Annotated in this window: 21 protein-coding genes, 1 pseudogene and 1 CRISPR repeat array; of the genes and pseudogenes, 5 read left to right on the top strand and 17 right to left on the bottom strand. The window is 39.4% G+C overall.

Going from position 1 to position 22,177, the window contains the following annotated elements; genetic code table 11:
- Nucleotides 1-83 precede the first annotated feature (83 nt).
- Complete coding sequence (locus WA1_RS07270; protein ID WP_201789073.1) at nt 84-1,142, bottom strand: hypothetical protein; 1,059 nt, start codon at nt 1,140-1,142, stop codon at nt 84-86.
- 45 nt (nt 1,143-1,187) lie between these two features.
- On the opposite strand from WA1_RS07270, the gene WA1_RS54750 reads away from it, so the two are divergent.
- A complete protein-coding gene (locus WA1_RS54750; RefSeq protein WP_148662645.1) occupies nt 1,188-1,490 on the top strand; it encodes a hypothetical protein in 303 nt (100 codons plus the stop codon).
- Here the strand turns inward: WA1_RS54750 and WA1_RS07265 are convergent.
- The 9 genes and pseudogenes from WA1_RS07265 to WA1_RS07235 form a co-directional block, all read right to left on the bottom strand.
- Nucleotides 1,431-2,054 (bottom strand): Uma2 family endonuclease, encoded by a 624-nt coding sequence (locus tag WA1_RS07265; RefSeq protein WP_017747901.1) that lies wholly within the window; start codon nt 2,052-2,054, stop codon nt 1,431-1,433. The genes WA1_RS54750 and WA1_RS07265 overlap by 60 nt on opposite strands.
- Nucleotides 2,055-2,136: 82 nt before the next feature.
- On the bottom strand, nt 2,137-2,472 hold the full coding sequence (locus WA1_RS07260; RefSeq protein ID WP_017747900.1) for a hypothetical protein: 336 nt from the start codon (nt 2,470-2,472) through the stop codon (nt 2,137-2,139).
- A 150-nt stretch (nt 2,473-2,622) separates the two neighbouring features.
- Nucleotides 2,623-2,953: a CRISPR direct-repeat array (repeat unit 37 nt; unit sequence GTTTCAATCCCGTTGCCGGGAATCGCTGAGTTTCAAG).
- 26 nt (nt 2,954-2,979) lie between these two features.
- A pseudogene (locus WA1_RS54745) lies at nt 2,980-3,147 on the bottom strand (DEAD/DEAH box helicase family protein); the annotation flags it as partial.
- A complete protein-coding gene (locus WA1_RS58550) occupies nt 3,140-5,497 on the bottom strand; it encodes a TIGR03986 family type III CRISPR-associated RAMP protein (RefSeq protein ID WP_017747899.1) in 2,358 nt (785 codons plus the stop codon). The gene WA1_RS58550 and the pseudogene WA1_RS54745, both read right to left, overlap by 8 nt.
- Nucleotides 5,498-5,500: 3 nt before the next feature.
- Complete coding sequence (csx19, locus tag WA1_RS07250; protein ID WP_017747898.1) at nt 5,501-6,067, bottom strand: type III-D CRISPR-associated protein Csx19; 567 nt, start codon at nt 6,065-6,067, stop codon at nt 5,501-5,503.
- On the bottom strand, nt 6,064-7,044 hold the full coding sequence (locus WA1_RS59490; protein ID WP_017747897.1) for an RAMP superfamily CRISPR-associated protein: 981 nt from the start codon (nt 7,042-7,044) through the stop codon (nt 6,064-6,066). Before WA1_RS59490 ends, csx19 begins: the two co-directional genes overlap by 4 nt.
- Before the next feature lie 54 nt (nt 7,045-7,098).
- Nucleotides 7,099-7,584: an RAMP superfamily CRISPR-associated protein gene (locus WA1_RS59485; RefSeq protein WP_017747896.1), complete on the bottom strand. Its 486-nt coding sequence runs from the start codon at nt 7,582-7,584 to the stop codon at nt 7,099-7,101.
- Nucleotides 7,577-8,905: a hypothetical protein gene (locus tag WA1_RS07240; protein ID WP_017747895.1), complete on the bottom strand. Its 1,329-nt coding sequence runs from the start codon at nt 8,903-8,905 to the stop codon at nt 7,577-7,579. Before WA1_RS07240 ends, WA1_RS59485 begins: the two co-directional genes overlap by 8 nt.
- Nucleotides 8,886-9,338 (bottom strand): PDDEXK family nuclease, encoded by a 453-nt coding sequence (locus WA1_RS07235; protein WP_017747894.1) that lies wholly within the window; start codon nt 9,336-9,338, stop codon nt 8,886-8,888. The genes WA1_RS07240 and WA1_RS07235 overlap by 20 nt, the downstream gene beginning before the upstream one ends.
- 115 nt (nt 9,339-9,453) lie before the next feature.
- Here WA1_RS07235 and WA1_RS07230 point away from each other — a divergent pair, with 115 nt between their 5' ends.
- Nucleotides 9,454-10,926, top strand: a complete 1,473-nt coding sequence (locus WA1_RS07230; protein WP_017747893.1) for a TIGR03985 family CRISPR-associated protein — start codon at nt 9,454-9,456, stop codon at nt 10,924-10,926.
- A gap of 112 nt (nt 10,927-11,038) precedes the next feature.
- Here the strand turns inward: WA1_RS07230 and WA1_RS07225 are convergent, their stop codons facing one another.
- From WA1_RS07225 to WA1_RS07210, 5 genes are all read right to left on the bottom strand, one after another.
- Nucleotides 11,039-12,028 (bottom strand): N-acetylglucosamine kinase, encoded by a 990-nt coding sequence (locus tag WA1_RS07225; RefSeq protein ID WP_017747892.1) that lies wholly within the window; start codon nt 12,026-12,028, stop codon nt 11,039-11,041.
- Between the two features lie 28 nt (nt 12,029-12,056).
- On the bottom strand, nt 12,057-13,337 hold the full coding sequence (locus tag WA1_RS07220) for an MFS transporter (RefSeq protein ID WP_017747891.1): 1,281 nt from the start codon (nt 13,335-13,337) through the stop codon (nt 12,057-12,059).
- Between the two features lie 18 nt (nt 13,338-13,355).
- Nucleotides 13,356-14,618, bottom strand: coding sequence for a glutathionylspermidine synthase family protein (locus WA1_RS07215; protein ID WP_026135158.1), 1,263 nt, complete (start codon nt 14,616-14,618; stop codon nt 13,356-13,358).
- A gap of 4 nt (nt 14,619-14,622) precedes the next feature.
- Nucleotides 14,623-14,904: a hypothetical protein gene (locus WA1_RS54735; RefSeq protein WP_148662644.1), complete on the bottom strand. Its 282-nt coding sequence runs from the start codon at nt 14,902-14,904 to the stop codon at nt 14,623-14,625.
- A 106-nt stretch (nt 14,905-15,010) separates the two neighbouring features.
- Entirely contained in the window at nt 15,011-15,418 is a 408-nt protein-coding gene (locus WA1_RS07210) for a GxxExxY protein (RefSeq protein WP_017747889.1), read from the bottom strand.
- Nucleotides 15,419-15,486: 68 nt separating this feature from the next.
- Here WA1_RS07210 and WA1_RS07205 point away from each other — a divergent pair, with 68 nt between their 5' ends.
- From WA1_RS07205 to glpK, 3 genes are all read left to right on the top strand, one after another.
- Nucleotides 15,487-18,567, top strand: coding sequence for a valine--tRNA ligase (locus WA1_RS07205; protein ID WP_017747888.1), 3,081 nt, complete (start codon nt 15,487-15,489; stop codon nt 18,565-18,567).
- A 42-nt stretch (nt 18,568-18,609) separates the two neighbouring features.
- Entirely contained in the window at nt 18,610-19,050 is a 441-nt protein-coding gene (locus tag WA1_RS07200) for a hypothetical protein (protein WP_017747887.1), read from the top strand.
- A gap of 111 nt (nt 19,051-19,161) precedes the next feature.
- Complete coding sequence (gene glpK / locus WA1_RS07195; protein ID WP_017747886.1) at nt 19,162-20,643, top strand: glycerol kinase GlpK; 1,482 nt, start codon at nt 19,162-19,164, stop codon at nt 20,641-20,643.
- A 27-nt stretch (nt 20,644-20,670) separates the two neighbouring features.
- On the opposite strand, the gene WA1_RS58545 is transcribed toward glpK, so the two are convergent.
- Both WA1_RS58545 and WA1_RS07185 read right to left on the bottom strand, forming a co-directional pair.
- A complete protein-coding gene (locus tag WA1_RS58545; protein ID WP_017747885.1) occupies nt 20,671-21,129 on the bottom strand; it encodes a response regulator transcription factor in 459 nt (152 codons plus the stop codon).
- A gap of 186 nt (nt 21,130-21,315) precedes the next feature.
- Complete coding sequence (locus WA1_RS07185; RefSeq protein WP_017747884.1) at nt 21,316-22,176, bottom strand: hypothetical protein; 861 nt, start codon at nt 22,174-22,176, stop codon at nt 21,316-21,318.
- Nucleotide 22,177 lies beyond the last annotated feature (1 nt).

The raw sequence follows: 22,177 nt of genomic DNA, 5'->3' as shown, positions 1-22,177 counted from the left end.
TTTTATGGGAGCATCCCAATGAGCGCACATTGCCCCTCAGAATAGAATTCTGGGGCTATACAAACCAAGTCCGCCTGCGCGGACTAATGCATAGCCTGCGTAGCTTTGCTTTGTTTGTATAGCTGTCCTTTTGAACCGAAATTAGTTCCCGCAAAGTTGCTGACAAATTTATTGACGGGTTTAGCGGAAATGTCAAAATCATCAAAATCATCCTCTGACTTTTCCGGTTCTCCAATTTCCTTGGAAACAGAATGGTGGTTGAGCAATTCTTGACAAAACCGCAGTACTAACTCCGCATCAAATCGAGCAATTCCATGTCCTCCCCCTGGTGGGTTATAGACAAGCAATTTTTTAATGACACTGCAATAGTCTTGGAATTGGATATCATGGGGTTGCAGTGCTACAACTCTCCAATCAAAAACGCGATCGCTTATTTTTACCCTCTCAGCAATTCCATAATGAAATAACCCAGTAGCAATCAACCACAAACTCAACCAATCTGCTTTTTGCGGATCGAATTTATTGCTATCGGCTTTAATCCGGTTTGCTCCTAGTACAGAGGTTGGTAAATAAACTTTCACAGCACTCGCTTTACTTGGTAATTTGCAACCCGTGCTTTTTTGGAATATTTTTGCAACTGTCTCAACTCCCCCATCTTTTTGACTAAAACCCTCAAAAAGTGCTGCAATTAAAGCACCATAGTTTTCCTGTAATTCCCAACTATCCATCCATAGGTCATTATGATTGCGATCGCAACGCATTTGTGCGAGAAACACACCATTTTGAGTGCGTGAATCCGGTGGTTTAGGTGCTTCCTCTGAGTTTTCGATTTTTCCTCGCTGTTGAAAGAGAAAATCTCGATAAAGCTTACGAGTCTTGCTTTGTTCTACCGTGTCAAAAATTTCCACATCTTGAGGAATCTTGTTGGTATCAGTGTTTTTTCCTTTCACCACAGGAAAAGGGTCAGCATAACGGATTTTGGTAATGGGTTCGATATTGATAGGCTGTTTGAATTGGAGAATATAGGCTGTACCTCTATCTATCAATTGAATTGAACTTTTTTGTTTTGTTTTATGCAAAGCATATTCGGCAAGTCGGGCTAAACCCAACATAATAAATGTATCAGCGTAATTACTGAACATTTTAGTAAGAATTAATCGCTCTGTCATTGGGACTGGAGCCTTGGTTTGTTTACTGAATTATTTATAGCATGGCTATGGAAAGGGCGTATTCCGGTTGCGATCGCCTTCAGCTTTCGTCACAAACTCATTATGTATCGTAGGCGATCGTACCCAGGTGGTAGCGATACGGATCGGTTAACAGTAATGGCGACCAGAGAAACCCGGTATCTCAAAGATACCGGGTTTCTGAGGTGCGTGCTTATCCGAACCGTATTGCAGGTGGTAGTTTCTACTTGGAAAGATTGGCAGTCAATTGCGGCTTACTACCTGAAAAATCTGGTCAGCAGTCAAATTCAGGTCTGGGAATAGAGGCGAGACAATGCGCGAGTTCCCTCTAAACTGACTGACTTGATACTCATCTTCAACCAACTGGCACACAGAGAAAGTTGGCTGTTTGGGATTGCCAATAAACTTACGCCCACCTAACGCTGCGTAATCTGCAATCCAGTATTCAAGAATACCCATTTCTTCATAGTCAGCAAGCTTTTTGTGATAATCGTCGCGCCAGTTGGTACTTACTACCTCAATGACTAAGGGAACTGATGCAGCGTCCGATACAGTTGACTCTTTTTTCCACAGAGGTTCATTGGCTAAGTTAGGGGTGTTTAGTAGCAGCACATCAGGCGAGTAAGCTGATTCGCTCTTGGTCGGTTTAACAAATGCTGTCTTAGGGATGAAGTAAGGAAGTTTTAAACGTTTGTATTCCCCAACTATTTCTCCGACTAAAAATCCAATAACTTGTTCGTGGTCTCCTGTAGGTGGCGGCATTTCAATAATTACTCCATCACGTAGTTCATAGCGTTGTTGCGTGTTTGCTGGATACCAAGCAATAAATTCATCAAAAGTTACTTGTTTGGTTAAGGCTTGGGTCATTTCTTACTTCTCCTGTGGTGCGGGTATGGTTCAGTAGCGATCGTTGCATTGGTTGTTAGTGAAGTTAGTAACTTTATATCAATCATTGTTTTGTTTTCTCTTTCTCTGCTCTGCATTCTTGAACCAATAAAAAGAGTTGGTGAAGTTTTTCGGGATCTATGCCGAGAGTTTGACCCAGTAGTACGTAGCTAATGCCATTGCGATCGCGTTCACCCAGCAACAGAGCAAGAAACTTTTTAATTTGGTCGATAAGTTCATTAGTAGATAAATTTGATGACCCGCGATCGCTAAGTGTTTTTTTGATGATTATTGCCGCTAACGCGGATGGGGTGCGAAATTCGGATTCCGCCCATTCGTGCAGATGCTCATACTCATCATGCTCCAGCCTTATACTTACTTGCGGTTTTTTTGAAGGCATATCATTTAGTGCCGTTTATTCTCCCGTTATCTACACTTAGTAGAGTTTTTCGCATGGTGCTTGAAAGTCTAGCACCTGTTAGTTAATATAGCACTAGCGACGCGATCGAGCGTCAACTCAACCAAATGGATAGAGAATCAAAAACCCATTGTTTCAATCCCGTTGCCGGGAATCGCTGAGTTTCAAGATTCGAGATTTTGATATGTGGTTAAATAATGACATTCGTTTCAATCCCGTTGCCGGGAATCGCTGAGTTTCAAGCTTTTAGATAATATAGATGTAGGTTCTAGTAAGTTGTTTCAATCCCGTTGCCGGGAATCGCTGAGTTTCAAGACTCTTGTTAGAAACTAGGTATCGCGCTAGAGGTTGGTTTCAATCCCGTTGCCGGGAATCGCTGAGTTTCAAGCCCCAGCTAGCTTCCGTGATAAATCGGCGTTCATATTAGTTTCAATCCCGTTGCCGGGAATCGCTGAGTTTCAAGTTCCCCACATCAGAAATCGCAAATAGAAAGGGTGCGATCGCGGTTTCGGTTTTCCCCAAACCTGTAGGAGCGCGAAGCAGGGTATCTTCAAGATTAAGAATGCGGTTGATAGTTTGGGTTTGGAAGTTGTAGGGATAGTGGTTGGTGAGGATGTGAAAGAGTTGGGGAATATCTATTTTAATTGCGTTACTCATGATATTTTACATTTTTGATACTACCATCATCTTTTACAGCAGTAATTTTGACTTTGACATTTTGTCCTGCTTCCAAGAATTTTGCTGCTTTATGCTCTTCTGTAGTTTTTTTTATTCCATCTGGTAATTGATAAGTTACTTTAACTCCCTTTATATTAGAAACCGTTGCATCCAAAATTTGACCTACCTTAAATTGCTGAGATGCTTTAGCTAGTGGAATATTTGTTGTAGGTTTTGGTAAATTTACGTTAGAGGTATTTCTAAATCTCCGCTTATCTTGTCCTAATTCACCCATGACTTGGAATGGCGTTGGAAGCACTGGACGGTTTATATACTCCTTAGCCTCAATTGTCATATAACGAGTGTCATTTGATGACGGAGGGCGATCGCACTGCAACATCAACAAAAGCATTTTAATCCGAGGTATCTCATTTAGTTTAACTGCATTATGTCCTTCTGGATGGTCATCAAGATGGATATTATTAACGATGAATTGTTCAAAAGCATTAATACAATCTGTCAATATTGAATCAGTCTTGCTTTGGTTATCTTCTCCCGATAACCATTGATGACTACTACTAAATAGTTTCGAGTAACGCTCCTGACGGTTACTCAGTAAAAGTTGATGCTCTATTTTCACAGCACCCATTCCTAATGGCTTACCCATACCCAGAGATAAACAATATTTAGGTTCTGCTGCTTTTTGTAATATCCACAGTATCGCACCTAGCTCGATATCAGTGAGGTTTTCAAAGTGGATATCAAAAGTAAACTGAACACCTACTTTTATAGGTTTAATTTTAGTATGCTGAGAACTAGGTTTTTCAATTTTATTAACATCCGATTTTTTAATACCTGCTTCAATATCTGCTATCTGTAAATTTTGTTTATGCCAATATAATTTATGACCGCGAATTGTTGTTTGATATTCCTTTTTCTGGGGTGAGTAATGCTGAAGATCTTCCGGCTTTTCCCTTGTTTGAACTAAATAGTGTTGGAACGTTGTTGGTTTCGGACTACCTAAGATTTTTGGTGTTAGAGTTTTTTCAAAATCTCCTTGTAACCAAACATTGCCAGGTTGAGTACAAACTGCATCACTAAAAAAAACTCTTCCTGCACGACATTCCTTTCTTTCTTGTCCACCAACATAGCCAAAAATAGCTTCAGCAATATCAGTTTTTGAGCGATCGCATAAGTTTTCAGGGATTAAATCATAGGGAGATAAATCATAAGGTAGACGAAACATTTGCGCTCTACCTAAAAAACGAATGGTTTCGCCATCTTCATTCAAAAGGAAAAAAACAGGCTCTCCATCCCTAAGATGTCCATCATTTTTACGACTTTTATTAGGTTTACCTTTTGGAAATGCATCTTCTTGCCATTTTGTTATTTGATCATCATCATGAAAGCGCTGTATAACTTCACGAGGAATCTGATATTCTTTAAGATTTTCTTGCAAAAAAACAAACTCCAAGTGCTTGTACCGCATATCTCCTGTAATTACTAATGTAGCTGCTGTCATTCCGGAGGATTGCCTTAAGCTTGCAGAATTAACGCTACGATATCTCAGATAAATATCTTGATGTCGCTCTTTTTGTTTACCAGTTCTTCTATCTGTAGTAACTTGACGTTGGAAAAAATAATTTTTCTCATTTGCATCAATATCAACGTATAAATTTTGATGCTGATATTTCCAATTTGGAAATACTCCAGGCTTTTTACCCAGATATAGTGGTGGACAAGGTTTTGTAATATCATAGGGAATGTTTACCCTATCAATGCGCCCATAGCCACATTCTTCGATAATATAGCCATTATTTCTTACCCGTATAAATCCAGTGTGAACTTTAGAGCGATAGCAAGGTATCTGTTTACTTGGATTATTAGGATGTGCAAGTTTAGATTCTTCAATAAAGTTAGAAGAATATATTTCTTTGAGAGCTTTGTCTCCTAAAGAACGATAGAAAGGTTTTTTATTTATAACTTTTGTAATTTTGCTAAAACTGATAATTTCAACCAGATTATGAATCATTCCTCGCAAACTGCTTCCGGGAAGCACAGGTTTTAAATGCTTAAACTCTGGTTCGGTATAGAAAAAATTAGGTAAATCTTTTGATTCTGCACCACATGCAAATTCTTCTTTAGTTAGACCACAACGAATATATAAAGGTGATTCAGTCGTGAGCTTACATTGAATACTACCCGTATAGCGATTTTTTGAATAAATATTTTGCTGGGGTAAATCTTCTTCTTTAATTTCAACTATCTTACTCGGTAACTCTACAAAATTATAAGGTGCAACAGCAATACGATTTGGATCTGTAATTTCTTTAATATGTCTTGGATTCATAATTTAATTACCTTCCTTTATAGTTAGATTTACTAAACGACTAAGAAAAATCCGTGCAACACCAGCGTCATCATAATCAATATAATGCTTAACTTGTAAGCGAACTAGATTTTTTAATTTTCCATCTTTTTCTAATTCAATATCGGTAAAAGGTACGGCGTGTCTTAAGCCCTGTTTACCATGCCAAAGTAAGGTAAAACCTTCAGATTCTTGTTTTTGACCATGCGTACCCCAAAGTATTTGATATTCACGAATATATTCTTCTTGATGCATATGCTTATCTTCGACTAAACGAGCTTTAAAACCCTCATCTGTTTGCCAAAACATCAATTCCGAATCTTCGCCAAAAATCCGACACTGTTGTAACGTCGATAGACGCAATTTAACAAATTCAGAAAAAACACTATCTGCTGTTATTAAATTTCCATCTTGGAATTTTCCCCATATAACTCCATCTTCCGCATGGGCTAATAAATATTTCAATTTATATGTATTCCCTTGTTCTTCCAACCAGTTTTGCAAATTAAAATCTACTGGTACTTCTATATGTTCGCATTTAGGCTTATTCAAGGTGTCACCTCCTGATATAAAGCTGTAACAAATTGCTCCAAATCGTCCGGGTTATTGATAGTCAAATCTTTATTACTAGAATTTTGTACAATTGTCCAATTTTTATCGCCATATTGAATAGTTGCATTTTCACCTTTCAACCTTCCCCGTCCAATACTACTGGTTCCTCCAACAGTTAGATCGCCAGTCCACAAATCTTTAAGTAATAAAAGTAATAATCCAATTTCTGATTTTAGTGGGTTACGTAGTTGCAGTGTAATTGAGAGTTTTGTTTTATCATTGCCAAAAATTGGTTGCTCGTTGAATAAAGCACCATCTAAAGCACCACCAGTAAATCTATCGATCGCAATTCGATTTTGCACTAAGTCAGTGGTATCATTAATTTCAACTTCATCGACAATTAAACGACTCGCTTTTGGCTCTTTTGTTTTGTCTTTCGTTACATCAACTCCAAAAATTTCATCAATAAAATTATTTGTAAATTGTTCTATTTCTTTAGCCTCTCTTTCAATATTTTGTTGAATAGTATTAACTATCCTTTCCGCACGATGTCGCAACGCACCAGTTAAACTCGTACCTGATAATATTGCTTTTGCTTCCCCATTCCGTCGAGATTTCAAATGAACAACATCGGGTGCTTTATTGGTAGATGCTTGTCCAGAACGAATTAGTAAGGGACTTGCGAGGGTAAATGTAGCTTGGATAGTTAGATGTTGTCTTTTATCTTCCTCTGCTATAGTGACACCCAAAGCATCTGCAATATTGTCGTGGGTTGGGTAATCATCTGATAAACTTGTTTCCCAATAGGGAAAAGTTAACCATTGGGTGCGCTGTTCGTGATTTTGTAAGTCAAATTGCCATACTTGCCATTTTTCCACATGACAGCGACCAAAACCACGATTTTTCTTAATACCAATGGAAATTTGACCACTTGTATAGTTGTTTTGGCATTCCAATCCATGTAATGCTATTGCCAATGCTTTTATTAATACATATTCATCCGCATCTTTCTCAACAAGTAGCTCAAAATTTCAATTAAACTCAGTTCCCGTTTCTAATAATTCCAAATCATATTTTGCTTTATTTGCTACAGTACGAGTAACGCTATTAATTTTGACTCCATCCCGTATTTCAATATTAGGGATAGTGCTACTGATAGCGTCATTAATAATTAAAGAACTTTGTGTATCATCCTCTTTTACCTTCAATTTCTGTTTTTCGGAAAAATGAATTTCATTGTTATAAGCAAATAAATCACCAAAAAGTTTTGCTGACATATTTTGACGTTTTTCGTGTGTGGCATAATTACACTCATATTCATGTAAATAATTACGTAAAGCTCCTGCTATTGACGTACCTGTTAGTAAAGCATTGGGGCTAATACTGTCGCGCAGAAGCATCATATCTGTAACACCTTCTATATCACCACTTCCTAAACAAGTCGGTGTATCCAGAATTAAAATACCGCGCACAACTATACGCTTAATAATATGCCTTACTTCGCATTCTCTAGTCATACTTTTTTTTATCCTTCATAGCTTGCTTTATAATTGCAATAATGAGCCGTAGAGTGTATTCCAATTTTAATTTTTCAACGCTCTCTGGTGAAATTAATTCGCCTGCAATATTAATTGATAAATACTGTGAATCTATCCATCTGCCTGGATTTTTCAACCATTCAATAATTTGTTTTTCGAATGAGTAATTATTGATTGTTGCATTATCAAATAAATTCTTACTATTTTGCGGTAAGCTCTCAAATAATTCTAAAACAGGGTTTTTGTTTGCTTGAGTAATAGCTTGGATAGCTACAATCATTAACCGCGATATTTGGCTATTTGTTAATTGATTTTTTTGAAAATTAACACTATCAATCTTTTCTAACAACCTCATATCAAGCTTTTGAATCAATAATCTTTTTGCCATTTTCTGAGCTATTTCACAGTCTATTGTATTTGATGCTAACTTCGGTTTATCCCAATTAGTATCTGAATCAAATAAACTGGCAAGAAAAATGGGGTGTTCTTCCAACCAATTGATAGCAACTCGTCCAAAACCATCAATTAACCTTTCACCAATACCTCTATTCTCTAAATTTTTTATAAGTTCTATATCAATTTTACCTTCATATTGAAATACAAAAACACTGCCTGCTGCCAAAGCAGGAACCTGTGGCAAAGGTAATCCCCATTTGCGGTTAAATCCGCCAACAACTAAGCTACTAGCATAACTAGACTTGATTTGTATATTTATATTTAATAAATCTTTGAGTTTCTTAGTTAATGGATCGTATTCTTGATTATTCTCATCTACTAATAATTTTGGCGGTGTCGCCACATAATTACCATATCTATCTCGTAAAATTAAATCACTAAGAAGGGTGATGCGAAGAAGTTTTCGCTCTTGTCTTTCTTCAGGCTCACTTCCTACTTCATACCAGTTATCATATTCTTCTATATGACTGATTTCCGTATGTCCATATCCGGCACTTTGAGAGCCACCTAACCAAACATCTTTTACTTCCAATAAAGGCTTAATTTTATCTACATCTTCCGAAGTATTGCAGATAATTACTGCTTGAAAAACTTGTTCGACATCTAAAGCATCATAACGAAATATAGCACCGTTTCCTTCAGTACCTCTTCCTTTTTTACGATTTCGCATACTGTGAATGTTAATTCTTCGCTGCTCTTGATAAAGCACTACATCGCTATCATTCACAGTGCAAAAGCCTTCATTTATTGACTTATAAGAAAGATTATCTCTAGATTGTGCATAACTAAAATCATAGATACTTATTTCTTTAAGCTTAGAAATATCATCGTCCTTCTTTTTCAACCAAGAACGAGGTACAGGCCATATGTAAGCTTCGAGCGTCCAAATAACTAAATTGAGGATTGTGAATACCTACAGCATCTAACAATCCTCGATAAGCATGGACGGACATTGCCTTAGTACCACCTGTATAATTTAAGCCAAAAGTATGAATTGGATTTGTTTTAACAATCTCTTCAACTTTATTTTTGATTTTGTTCCAAATAAAGTAGGAATCCGCTTCTTTTTTTGCTAACGAAATAAATTGTATATTTAGATGTTTTAAACTTCTGCTTAAGCAATCAGCTTTACTTGCTGTATCGGTACTATGTACTAGATACACAGTTCCACCTTCATTCAACAGCATTTTTGCTGCAACGTAGTTAGGTAAAGGATTCTCACCAATCAGCAAAAACAAGTGGTCTACTTTATACTTATCAAACTCAGATGTACTCATACGGTAAATTTATCTACTCTCAAAATTGCCAAGCCCATTATGGCATACCATCGGAAATACCCCCTTCCGAAGATCTGCTAATCTATAAACAATTGACCAAATAGCTCAAACTGTTATGAATACCATATTCAAAGGCTATCCAGATTTTAACCTTTTACAAAAACTCGTCAAGGGTTCCCTCGACCAAAGCCAAAATTTGACACGTGCAATTAGAATATGGGCATTATTACGGTGGTTATATAGCAAAAATTGCTACTCCAAGCTCCTAGACCCTTTTACTTACGCAGATTGGCGTGAAGCTTTTTTTACCGAAACCCACAAGGATGAGAAGCAAGCAGATATTCTTAACCATCAAGATTTGAATTGTGCTTGCACTAAAACAACCAGACAATGGCTATTAGAGTTGGAAGTCCCCATTGACAAATGGCAGGATTCTTTACAAGCACAAATACCCATAGCTAAATCGGAACTGGAAAAAATTCTCCAAGAAAGATTATTTGCCCAGGTTCGTAAATCTTTACAAAGTGATTTTGAATTATTAGTCAGTCGTAATTACCTACAAAGAAGTCAACATAATACTGGTAGAAGCAAATATTATCAGCGATCGCATGGCAGCGCCGCTGTACCCAGCTTATCGCAAACATTCCCAAGTTGGAAGATTGCGGAAAATATCACCCCTCAAACAAGTTTAAGTATGAAGAAACAAGCTTATTTAGCAGGGACTTTAGGTTTGTTTAGCTTCCTCGACCCCAATTTACCCGTATTAGCTGAAGAATTTTCCGAGGAGGAAATAGATGAGGATAATCATCGTATATTTCTCTATGTTGATTATGTCGTTCCCGATTCTAGTCCAACACAAGATGCTGTAGATGAAATTCAAAGCCAATTGCAGGAAATTTGGAACTATGACAACGTTCCACCTTTACTTTTTACATACCATAGCGCCCATAAAAATCAAGTTAAAGAGTGCGTTGTTTATCCAGTCTGTATTTATTTTATGGAGCGTGCTAAATATCTGTGTGCCTATGGAACGACTCCCCACAATGATATTAACTGGTACAAATATCGTCTGGATCGAATTATCTCACAACGTATAGAAGAATTATCTTGGCAAGATATTCGTGTTCCACAAATTTTAAAAGAAATCAATGATAATCATCAATTACCAACTCCCAAAACCATCAACACCAAATTAAAAGAAGCTTGGGGATGTGATTTTTATAAAGAAAAATCATTAATGATATTACGATTTGACCAAGACTTCCATCAGCGCTATATCGATGGAATTAGTATTCATGATACTTTTGTAAAAATTACTTACGAGCAAATATTTCCCCTTCTTCAACAGCATATACTCAACCAAGAACATCGGCAGGTAATTTTAAATCTTCTCCAATCTCGTCCGAGTAGCGATGCATATTACCAAGTCAATTATCGAGTTACAGATTATTACGTTATCAGATGGTTACGAGCTTTAGGAGCAAAAGTTGAAGTCTTATTACCGTGGAATTTACGTCAGGAAATGACTCGTGAGATCCAAAATATGTTTAATCTATATGAGCACATTGTTGGAAGTCATTATAAATAATGGCATACACTGAGCTTCTTCTAATAACCTTAAAATACCAGCAAGAGGGGAGTCTAATTTCAAATCTTCTCTTATTCAAGTTGCTAGCCAACTCCTCTGCGCCTAGTAAGGTTCATGAAATTTCTTCCTCCGCCAACCTCTGCAACGCCAACAACCCAGCACCATAAGCAGGTTCATGACGAGGAAAAATCACTCTTGCTGTCGGAAACATAGTACGAATTGATTGAGCAAATTTATCGCGCATCTTAGATTTCCCCAACCAAACACTCCCCGCAGTCACAACTTCAAAAAGTTCTCGCTGACTAAAAATCGCATCAATAACTGTACCAGTCGCCCGTATCAACTCCTTCACAGCATCATCAATAATTCTATTAGCAGTTTCATCACCACAAACAGCAGCACCATCAACAAGAGGAGCCAAAGCAGCTATCTCCTTCACACCCCAACCCCTGCGATAGACAACCTCTATTAAATCCTCAATACTCGCCAGACCGAGATGTTGTTTCAAAACCTCAACAAGACTGGTAGAAACCTCACGTCCATCATATGACTTTAATGCTGCTTGCATACCAGCCACAGCTATTTTATAAGCACTTCCCTCATCACCCAAAACATATCCCCAACCACCAACTCGCTTAATATCTCCCTGATGGTTGCGACCAAAAACTATAGAACCAGTTCCAGCAGCAACCACAATTCCCACAGGACAACCAACTCCTCCAACTAAAGCAATCAAAGCATCATTGCAAATAACAATATTAGAATTCTTGTATTTTCTACAAATCAAATCCCAAGCAATAGGAAGCAAGCCACTATTTTGCAGATCGAGCACCAAACCTTCTACAACTTCAATATCCTCATCTCGACCTACACCAGCCAATCCCAAGCAAATGGCTTTCACCCTAATATCAGAAGTCAACTTCAGCGCCTCAACAGCTGCACCATAAATAGCAGACTCAATAGCTTGTAATGCAGCCTGAATACCTATACTTTGATAATTCGACGCACCAGATTCACCGCGACCTAAAACTTGTCCTGTCTCATCCATCAAAACGCAAACAGTTTTACTTCCACCACCATCAATTCCTAAAACATAATTCATAACTTTGTCATTGGTCACTGGTCACTGGTCACTGGTCACTGGTCACTGTTGCGGTTCCTTCATCCAAAGGAATAAAAAATAGAGATATCATACCAGGAACCGTCAACAAACATACCAATATAAAAAATAATAGATATCCTACTTGTGCTTGAATATAACCGCTAATTAACCCAGGTAGCATGATACCCAAAGCCATAATACCTGTAGAGATGGCAAAATGAGAAGTTTTATACTCCCCTTGAGAAATACACATCAAATAAACACTAAAAGCAGTGAATCCAAAACCATATCCCAACTGCTCAAAAGAAACTAAAGCATAAACAAGAGGCAGAGATGGTTTAACATAAGCCATATACACATAGAATAGATCCGGTAGATTCAATGCCAAAGCCATTGGCAAAAGACATTTTTTCAATCCATACTTTGAAATAACCATCCCACCTGTAATTCCTCCCACAATCAAAGAAAGAACCCCAAACGTACCGTAGACTAAACCTACAGTTGATGTTGATAATCCCAATCCTCCAGCTTCTGGTTGATCCAATAAAAACAATTGCGCTATTTTGAGCAACATTGCCTCACCAAATCTGTAAAGCAAGATAAATGCTAAGATAGCTACAATCTTTCTCTGTCTAAAATAAGAAAAAATAATCTCAAAAAAAGAAATATTTGATGTGACTTCTAACGGTCTGCGATCGCTACCTTCAGGAAAAGGCAAAAAAATCCGATGAAAGATAAACAATATTGCTAAGACTAGAGACGATAAACCAATAGATAGACTCCAACTTAAAGGAATACTATTCAGATACTTTTCTTCCAGTATCCCTGCTAAAACCACCAAAAAACCAGAACCAAAAATAAGAGCAATGCGATAAAAAAGCGAGCGAATACCCACAAAAAAAGCTTGTTCACCTGGATTCAAAGCCAGTAAATAGAAACCATCTGTTGCAATATCATAAGTTGCAGAAATAAATGCTCCAACAGTCAATGCAGCTAAAGAAATAAAAAAGAAATTTGACAATTGTAACGAAAAAGCCACCAAAGCCAAACAACAGAACATAGCAAATTGAGTCACAACTATCCATGTTCTTTTAGTCCAGTAAGTATCAACAATTGGACTCCAGAACATTTTAATAACCCAGGGAAGATAAAGCAAACTCGTCCAAAAGGCAATTTGAGTATTATCTACACCTAATTTCTTGTAAAAAATGACAGAAATTGTATTGACAATGACATAGGGAATTCCAGAAGCAAAATACAAAGTAGGAATGAACGCCCAAGGAGAAGTAGATTTAGTTTGCTTTTCCATATTATGAACTGATTATATCTAACATCCAATAGGACACCAATAGGAAATATTATCTGTAATTGTCCCCTCAGAAACACGCATTCCTACACCACCCGACACCAATTCATCTTGACCGTTATTGTACAACCATGCTCCCCAAACGACAGTCATAGATTGTTGAGCAATTTCTAAAGAGGGAAGTTCCAATAACTCCTGATAAACATAATCCTGTTCAGTATACCACGGGTCATTACTGTGACTGCGAACAGCAACCTCGCCTGATTTGACCGCAAATCCTCCTGCACCTTCTCGTCCCAAAATAGGTTTAGCAAAGTATGAATTACCTATTTTTTCTGGCATCATTGATGTTCTAGGAAAATAATCAAAAATTGTTTCAGCATCTCTATTACTAAAAAAATCCAATCCCAAATCTGTAATCAAAGCAAATATACTTTTAGGCTGCAATGCAAAAGCAGAACCAAAGTTAACAATAACAATTTTCTTCTCTAAAATCAGTTGCTCAAGAGCAGACCATAATCTTTCACCCTTATCATCAGTATCATAGATCAGCCATTCGATGGGATACCACATAAACAATATATCTATAGATTTCCCTGTTCTAGAATCAAACAGGTATTCACCGTCTTTAATGCGGAGATACTCTAGCGGTAAAACAGCACTTTTATGCTTATTTTTTTTACTTAACCATCGCATAGTACCCAAATCCTCAGCATTATTTAATGCTGTAAAAGCAATACGACATTCCTGAACGCTTTTATTCAGCAATAATGCTGCTCTTTGTATATGTTGATTGAGCGATAAACTTAATATATTTTGAGTATTAAATACAGGGTCTTGTAATTCAAAATGTTCAGCAACTTTGCCATTACCCTCAGTACACTCAAACCAAAAGCTAGGAGTTTGAGGATTTGTTTCTATAACCTTTTTTACACCTGTCCCTTCATTCCAGCACCAATCCAGCCGCATACAAAATGGTGCGAGAGAATCGTGTTTTACTACCTTAATAGCATCTTGAGGAAAGCCATAGTAAAGCAAAGTTTCTTCATCAAGCGTGCGGACAATAGACCAAGCTTCCATCAAAACACTACCAACCAATTCAGATGCGTGCTTGATTTCTTGTATGGTTTGTGGCGGAACTTTGTGACAGTAATACAAAGCGTATGGCGATTCTTGGTCAGTCAGAGGGATACCCGTTCCTTCCTCAATTGGGCAAACATTATACCAGCCCATTTTCATTGATTGAAAGAACCGCTTTCTTTGAGGGCTGTTAAAAATATCCATATTCTTAACCACCTGCGCTAGCACCACGACCAAAACTACCAAATCCAGAACGACCCACGCGAGACGGGGAATAGCTTGAACTACCTTTATGACTACGGTATCGATACCCAGATCCTCCGTGGTAAATTCCACTGCTACCGCTACCGGAGTTATTGCATTCGTAAGATGACTGTGCTTGTAAATTGTTGCACGACTGAGTGGTTTCTGGAACTCTGGTGCAGGACGCTAGTAGGGATATTGTCATGCCGATGACGATGAATTGAAGTAAACTGGGTTTTAGTTTCATAAATAAAAGGGTGTTATTGAGCAGTTTAGATGACTACAAGGATGGTGCGACGAATTTCGTTTTTTGTTTAATGAACCGCAAAGACGCAAAGAGCGCGAAGAAAGAGTTAAGAAGAAGAGAGTATTATTCGCTTTATACCTTCTTTGAGAATGGGAACGTTAAAGTTGATGAGAAGGGCGAGGGATTGGTTGGTTATTTTTAGATATGAAATGACTTGAGCCTCGTGAATGGGGGTTAACCTCTCAACTGCTTTCAATTCAACAACAAGAGTATCGCCAACAAAAAAATCTAATTCGCCCTCACCAACTTGATGACCTTTGTAAGCGATCGCTATGGGATATTTAGATTTGTGAGGGATACCCCGCATCGTCAATTCCAGCCTCAATGCTTGGTGATAAACCGACTCCAGAAACCCAGGTCCCAACATCCGATGTACCTCAATCGCTGCTCCAATTGTCTGATAAGCCAATCCTTCTACCTCTTCCTTCGCGCTCTTTGCGTCTTTGCGGTTCATTTCCTCTTTCACTCCTCAAAGCCTGTGGCAAAATTTAAAAAAGTCCTTCCACTGATAGTTTTCCCAGCATGACCGCAACAACAAACACAAACCTCCCAAGTCTTTACGAACCCTTCTCCACAGAAGCCAAATGGCAAAAATTCTGGGAAGAAAACCAAACATACAAAGCCGACGCCAACCAAAACAGTCAATCCTACTGCATAGTTATTCCGCCACCTAACGTTACAGGTAGCCTGCACATGGGTCACGCCTTCGACAATTCACTCATTGACACCCTCGTGCGCTACCATAGAATGAAAGGACTCAACGCCCTTTATCTCCCCGGAACAGACCACGCCAGTATCGCCGTACAAACAATTCTGGAAAAGCAACTCAAAGCAGAAGGAAAAACTCGCTATGAGTTGGGACGCGACAAATTTCTAGAACGTGCTTGGCAATGGAAAGCAGAATCAGGAGGAACAATTGTCAATCAATTGCGGCGTTTAGGAGTATCTGTAGATTGGACTCGGGAACGGTTTACATTAGATGAAGGTTTATCTAAAGCTGTAGCTCATGCTTTTACAAGTCTCTATGAAGAAGGGCTAATTTATCGCGGTAAATATTTGGTCAACTGGTGTCCGGAGTCACAATCAGCTGTCTCCGATTTGGAAGTAGACTTAAAAGAGGTGGACGGTCGCTTATGGCACTTCCGCTATCCCCTAACTGACGGTTCTGGTTATGTGGAAGTCGCTACAACTCGTCCGGAAACAATGTTGGGTGATACTGCTGTGGCTGTCAACCCAAGCGACGATCGCTATCAGCATTTGATTGGGAAAACCCTCACTCTACCCATTATGAATCGGGAAATTCCCATCATTGGTGATGAGTTAGTTGACCCTACTTTTGGAACGGGTTGCGTGAAAGTCACTCCCGCCCACGATCTCAATGACTTTGAAATGGGACAGCGTCACAACTTGCCGTTTATTAACATTATGAATAAGGACGGTACTCTCAATGAGAATGCTGGTTCCTTCCAAGGACAAGATCGCTTTGTTGCTAGAAAGAATGTAGTTTCTCGCCTAGAAACTGATGGGTTTTTGGTGAAAGTAGAAGATTACAAACATTCCGTTCCTTATAGCGAGCGAGGTAAAGTTCCCGTTGAACCTCTCCTCTCCACCCAGTGGTTTGTTGATATTCGCCCGATGGCTGATAGAGCACTAGAGTTCCTCGACCAGAAAAATTCTCCGGAGTTTGTTCCCCAACGCTGGACAAAGGTGTATCGTGACTGGTTGGTGAAACTAAAAGATTGGTGTATTTCCCGTCAACTCTGGTGGGGACACCAAATTCCTGCTTGGTACGCTGTCAGCGAAACGGGGGGAGAAATCTCAGACAATACACCTTTTGTAGTCGCCAAGTCAGAAGCAGAAGCAAGAGAGAAGTTGCTGGCACAATTTGGTGAAAATGTCAAGATAGAGCAAGACCCAGATGTGCTTGATACTTGGTTTTCTTCTGGGTTATGGCCGTTCTCAACTTTAGGTTGGCCCGAACAAACTCCAGACCTAGCAACTTACTATCCTACCAGTACTTTGGTAACAGGTTTTGACATCATCTTTTTCTGGGTTGCCAGAATGACTATGATGGGTGGTCATTTTACCGGACAACTGCCGTTTAAATCAGTTTACATCCACGGCTTGGTGTTGGATGAAAATGGCAAAAAAATGTCCAAATCTGCTGGTAATGGTGTCGATCCGTTGCTCCTCATTGACAAGTACGGTACTGATGCTTTGCGCTACACCCTTATTAAGGAAGTCGCAGGCGCAGGTCAAGACATCCGGTTGGATTACAATCGCAAAACAGATGAATCACCATCCGTAGAAGCAGCCCGCAACTTTGCTAACAAGTTGTGGAATGCAGCCCGTTTTGTCATGATGAATTTAGACGATTTTGGATTTTCGATTTTAGATTTTGGATTGGAGTCCGATAATCCACAATCCACAATCCAAAATCCAACATTAGAGTCCGATAATCCACAATCCACAATCCAAAATCCAAAATTGGAATTGAGCGATCGCTGGATTCTTTCCCGCTACAATCAAGTAGTCAAACAAACAAATGACTTCTTCAGTCATTACGGTTTGGGGGAAGCAGCAAAAGGGCTTTATGAATTTATCTGGGGTGATTTCTGCGACTGGTATATTGAACTGGTAAAATCTCGCTTGCAAAAAGATGCCAATCCGGAGTCTCGTCGTGTCGCACAACAAACTCTTGCTTATGTTTTAGAAGGCATTCTAAAATTACTTCATCCCTTCATGCCTCACATTACTGAGGAGATTTGGCATACTCTTACCCAGCAACCAGCCGATTCTAACCAAAGTTTATCCTTACAACGTTATCCGGAAGCAGATGCGAACTTAATTGACTCTGCTCTAGAGGAACAGTTTGAATTGTTGTTTGGTACAATTCGTACAATCCGTAACTTGCGGGCTGAGGCGGATATTAAACCAGGGACGATGATAACAGTCAATTTACAAAGCGAAAGTACAAAGGAACAACAAATTCTTCATGCAGGACAGCCTTATATTAAAGATTTGGCTAAGGTGGAGAATTTAACCATGACTGGCGAGCCGAAGAAAGCAACGGTTTCTGGCAAAAGCTTGTCAATAAATTGGGTAACAATAGTAGCAATTATCGGAGCTATCTACATATTTAGAATTGGTCTCGCTGTCGCTGATGCAGTAGACGATCTCCCCTTCATTGGAACTTTCTTTGAAGTTATTGGTTTTGTTTATTCAGTATGGTTTGTTTTCCAGAATATCTTGTTCGCAACAGATAGACAAAAATTCTGGGAGCAGTGGTTCCCTCCAACGACTGTAGAAACTCCACCGCAAATTGAACCTCAAGAACCAGAACAAGCGATCGCAGGTGTTGTCGGTACGGTGCAAGTGGTTATTCCTCTTAAAGGCGTTGTCGATGTTGATACGTTGCGAGTCAAGCTAGAAAGGAGCCTGAGCAAAGCAGAAAGCGAAGCTCAATCTTTGCGTGAAAGACTCAGCAATTCTAAATTTGTCGATAAAGCACCACCAGATGTAGTACAAGGAGCAAGAGATGCTTTGGCAGAAGCTGAAAAACAAGCAGAGATTTTACGCGATCGGCTTTGTGGGTTAGCATAGCAATCAAGTAGATTGCTATAATCAATAATCCAAACAACCGTCATGCTATATCTAGCTCAGGTACATAAAAATGACTTTCTAGACCAGCTTCAGTTGCGGTTGTTGGCACGTCAGGAAGCGGAACATATGTGGGTCACGATCCCAGAAGAAGCTTTTATTCTTCTGGGAAAAGGAAACGTTCTAGCAGAAAAACTACTTGTTTTAGTGGAACTTTCCCCCACAGGTGATATCGAAAGTTTGGAAGAAGCCACTCATTGGGTGCTGAATCTGGTAAAGACCTACCTCGCCAATGGTATTACACCAGATTTCTTGCAACAGGAAACTGAGCGAGCAGAACAGTGGCGACAAAACTTAACATTACAAAATCAAGACCTAGCCCGCCGTTCTTTAGAGTTGGAAGCCCGTAGAGAGCAAATTCAAGCCTTAGAAGAAAGCCTGAAACGGGAGAAAAACGGTGCAAAGGATCGGGAAACCGGATCTTAACAGTAAACAGATGCGCCATGGCTGTTCTCGATTTGTCAAGACGCGCCATGGCTGTTCTCTACATATCTGATACTCTTAACTGATAGACCTTAACTAAGTAGTATTGCATCCATGGGTTACGTCCTGGCATTAGATTTAGGCACAACAGGTAATCGCGCTTTTTTGTTCGATCGCAGTGGTCGTATAATCGGGCAAGCATACCAAGAATTGACACAATACTACCCACAGCCAGGATGGCTAGAACACGATCCGGAGGAGATTTGGCGCTTAACTTGTTGGGTCATTCAAACTGCAATTCAAGATGCTCGAATCACCCCTAATGAAATAGTTGCTATTGGATTGACAGTACAGCGAGAAACCTGCTTAATTTGGGACAAAACCACCGGACAACCAATCCAAAAAGCAATAGTGTGGCAAGATCGGCGTACCGCTCCCCTGTGTCATCAGTTACAAGAAAGCGGTTATTCTCAGGAGATTTACGAGCGTACTGGGTTAATTATTGATGCTTATTTTTCAGCGACAAAACTATCTTGGCTATTGGAAAACTTTCCAACTACAAACGTTTTAGCAGGCACAATTGATACATGGATACTATGGAAACTGACAGGTGGAAAAGTGTACGCTACTGACCACAGTAATGCGAGTCGCACGATGTTAATGAATTTGGTAACCTGTGATTGGGATGAAAAGTTGTTAAATTTGTTTAAGATTCCCACTCAAATTCTACCCCAGATTCAACCCAGCCTGGGAACATTTGGAGTCACCGATGCCAGTTTATTTGGTGTTGAAATTCCCATCACTGCTATTTTGGGAGATCAGCAAGCCGCTTTGTTTGGACATGGCTGCGATCGTCCAGGACTCATGAAATGTACCTACGGTACGGGAAGTTTTTTGGTAGCCCACACTGGCACTAAAATTGTACGTTCTCAGAACCAACTCATAAGTACTGTGGCATGGACGCAAACAAATTCAAATGGAAAATTAGATGTGAGCTATGCCTTAGAAGGAAGTATATTTACTAGTGGGGCTTGTATTAAATGGCTGCGAGACAGTCTGAAGCTTATAACAACATCTGCTGAAACAGAAGCGATCGCAAATAGCATTGCAGATAATGGTGGAGTTTACTTTGTACCTGCATTTAGCGGACTCGGCGCACCTCATTGGGATATGAGTGCTAGGGGAGCCTTTTTCGGCATTACTGCAGGAGTACAACGGGAACATATGGTACGTGCTGTCCTAGAAGCAGTGGCTTACCAAGTTTTAGAAGTTGTAGAAGCGATTAATAAATCTAACAGTATTCCTATTGGGCGGTTGAGTGTAGACGGTGGCGCTTGCGAGAACAATTTTCTCATGCAGTTTCAAGCAGATTTATTAAGAATTCCAGTTGAACGTCCCACAATGCGAGAAATGACGGTTCAAGGAATTGCATTTGCCGCAGGGCTTGCTGTTGGATTTTGGAATTCTTATGAGGAATTAGTCAATCAACGACAGATTGAGCGAGTCTTTGAACCTGCGATCGCACAAGATTCAATTTTAGACAACTTTGCAACTTGGCAAAAAGCAGTCGCTCGTGCCAAACACTGGGCAGATTAATTAGTATAGAATAGCACTAAGTAAATATTAAGTCAGTAGTGAAGCACATCGATGTACCATTGCAGCCCGACTATCCACACCAAGCTTGGCAAAAATTCGACGTAAATGAGTAGAGACAGTCCATTCACTAATGTAAAGCTGACTGGCGATTTGCTTGTTAGGCTTTCCTAAAGCAACCAACTTCACGATTTGAAGTTCTCGCTCTGTTAAAAGAAGGGAAATGTCTGATTTGGTATCTAGACGGTCACTCTCAGACACCACGATAGCACAAAGCTCTCCATTGACAGCAAACTGAATCATTTCCGGTGTCAGTGAAACTTTGGCAGAAAGAGTTAAATTAGCTTCTGTAGAATTTTCAATGTTATGTTCAAGATGAATCACCAAATAATGATAGTTTTTCAGATGAAATTCGCCTATAATCTTGGGAACTACAGAATTAATATCTATTTTCTCAGTCTGAGGAAATTCCTGTTGTGGCTCTTTCATGGCTATACCTTTGGTATCAGCTTTGATAGAGATCTTCAAAGCAAGACGCTTCTTTTTCAGAAGTTTTGTTTTTTTTGTAAAAATATTTAAAATTTAATCAAAAAACTTGATAATATTACATTTTATCAAAAAAATACCACAAAAATTTGAGGATAATACTACCAAAGTTACTGACTCAAGCTAACTTTAAATTTGATACCAAAACCCTTGAGACCCCTTCCAGAAATCAGCGTTTGGTGCAGTATTTTCCACACACTTTTTCCTGTCTAAGGAGGAGATTTCTCGCGGATCGGTTCTCCAACCAATAGAAAAAGCTGATGGCACCACTAGGTAGAGAACAGCTAAGTTTAATCCTGCCCATAAGTACTTTGAGAATCCAGCTTTAACGATGAGATGACGAAGATTCTCCCGTTCGATCGTAGCGAGAGGATCTAAAGGATTAATTGCTCGACAGGGAATTCCCCAGCTTTCCAAAGCGGTGCAAATCACAGGGGGGCATTCCATCCCATCTTCCGGACGTTGATAGGTTAAGATAAACGCTAAATCTAAAGCAGTAGCCAATGAGATAGTGTCACGAAATGCTGACGCTAGCACGTTACTAATTGAGCTATGTTGATTGATTTGAAGATCCAGAGAATGTGCTAGGAATTCCCAATGTTGCAAAAGCCGGGAGTCGGTGTTGGGAGGTAGAAATGATTCGCCAGGATTATCTCCAACCCAGAACAGCTTTAAGTTGGCTAAATTAGTATTGCGCTTGAAAGATTCCCAATCCTGTAACACCTCAATGACTTCCTGACGAGCCGTGGACTGAATTTCGAGCGAGTGCTCTAGCACTGCTTGCATGATGATAGATTCCGGTTGTTGTTGGTAGAAGTGGGTATTGTCCAGCATATGCCAGAGTTCGCGTGCAACCCACAGTTCTATAGTTGTTCCTAGAGATTTAACAACCCATAATCCGTAAGGGGACAGCAATAAACTCGGATCGAGGACACAAGACCAGGATTTCTGGCTTACGGTTATCGATAGTTGTGATGAAAGCGTTGCCATT

Source organism: Scytonema hofmannii PCC 7110 (assembly GCF_000346485.2).
Lineage (GTDB): Bacteria > Cyanobacteriota > Cyanobacteriia > Cyanobacteriales > Nostocaceae > Scytonema > Scytonema hofmannii.
This window is presented reverse-complemented; position numbering and strand designations above follow the sequence as displayed.